Below are 1,568 nucleotides of genomic sequence, written 5' to 3'. Positions count from 1 at the left end.
GGTCGCGTTCGGCGCGGGTGAGGCCGGCGGTCAGGCGGTGCGAGGGGATCCGGGTGAGCGCTCTGAGTGCCTGTTCCGCCGTCATCCCCTGGGGCGGACGGGCCACCACATCCTGGTAGACCTTGGCCGCTTGCTGGACGTGCGCCATGAAGGCGGTGAGATCGGCGGGATCGAGGGTGCCAATCCCGGTGAGGACATCCCCCACGGGCGAGGGCATCTCGAAACACATCCGGGCAAGAGCACGAGGAGCCACGAGAACAGAAATCCCTTCAGATCAGCTACCACACCACAATAAACGCACCTGAAAGACCGCCACCGAGCGGACACACCGCTAGTGCTGTGACCGCATAGGTTCGCCGGGTTTCATGCTGCTGGGGCGAGTGGGCGTCCGCCCCAGCGGATGCGTTTCTCGCTGCGGATACGGGCGCGTTCTCGGCGTTGGGCGGCCAGGACGTCGGGGTGGCGGGCGTTGGTGTTGCGCCAGCGCAGGTAGGCGTGCAGGGCCCGGGTCTGGACGGTGTGGTTGGGGTGGTTCGAGTTGGCGATGGTGAACTGCCGCAGCGGCCCGAAGTGAGCTTCTATGGGGTTGGCCCAGGACGCGTAGGTCGGGGTGAAGCACAGTTCGACCCGGTGCTTGGTCGCCCAGCGGCGGATCCGCTCGCCCTTGTGTGCGGAGAGGTTGTCCAAGATCACGTAGATGGGGGCGCCGTCGGGTCGGGCCGCACGGATCGACTTCAAAGCGGCCAGGGTGTTGGCGGCGCCCTTCTTGCGCCGGTTGACGCCCCACAGGGTGTCGTCGCCGATGGAGTAGCAGCCGTGGAAGTACCGGACGCCGTGGGTGCGGTGGTAGGTCGCCGGCACCCGGTCGGGCTTGGTCTGCTCGGCCCAGCAGTTGCCGCCGGTGGGCCGGATGCCGAGCGGGCCGAACTCGTCGAACGCGAAGACACGGTCCGGGAAGCGGTGAAGGACGTGTTCGATGCGGTCGAGCTTGGTGTCACGCTCGGGGTCCGGGGATTCCTTCCAGGTCTTGGTGCGCTGGAAGGTGATGCCGCTGCGCAAAAGCAGCATCCGTAATGCCTCGCGGCCGATGCGGATCACACGGCCGTGGACTTTCCGCAGGTAGGCGGCGAGCTTCCGGATCGACCAGCGGGTGAAGGGCTGGCCGAGTTTGGTCGGGCGGGTAGTGGCCGTCTGGATGACGAAGTCCTCGTCGTCAGGACTGAGCAGGCGGGGACGGCCTCCCGCCCACTGAGGGTCCAGGCAGGCCAGGCCGATCTCGTTGAACCGGTGAATCACGTCGCGGACGGTGTCCTCGTCGGCCTGGACCAGCTGCGCGATCACCGGCACCCGGTTCCCGCCCGCCGAAGCCAGCAGCATCATCGCCCGCCGGTAGCGCACCGAACTGGTGCTGCCCCGGCGCACTATCTGCTGCAGCTTCTGCCCCTCCTGATCGGTCAGTCTGCGCACCCGCACAGGCTCAGCCACCGCACCTCCAGCAGTCGGATCGAACGTCACCGCCCATCCAACCGCCCCGACCACCAACCCGGCGAACCTATGCGGTCACAGCA

Annotated in this window: 2 protein-coding genes; both read right to left on the bottom strand. The window is 67.5% G+C overall.

The window, feature by feature from the left end; translation table 11 throughout:
• Nucleotides 1-217, bottom strand: a 217-nt coding sequence (locus ACRWND_RS30720; RefSeq protein WP_431955234.1) for a hypothetical protein, incomplete at its 3' end; no start/stop codon positions are given.
• 146 nt (nucleotides 218-363) lie between these two features.
• Nucleotides 364-1,485, bottom strand: a complete 1,122-nt coding sequence (locus tag ACRWND_RS30715; protein WP_431955232.1) for an IS630 family transposase — start codon at nucleotides 1,483-1,485, stop codon at nucleotides 364-366.
• Nucleotides 1,486-1,568 lie beyond the last annotated feature (83 nt).

Source organism: Actinacidiphila sp. bgisy167, assembly GCF_965342175.1.
GTDB lineage: Bacteria > Actinomycetota > Actinomycetes > Streptomycetales > Streptomycetaceae > Actinacidiphila.
Note: the sequence above shows the minus strand (reverse complement) of the source record. Positions and strands in the feature narration are given on the sequence as shown.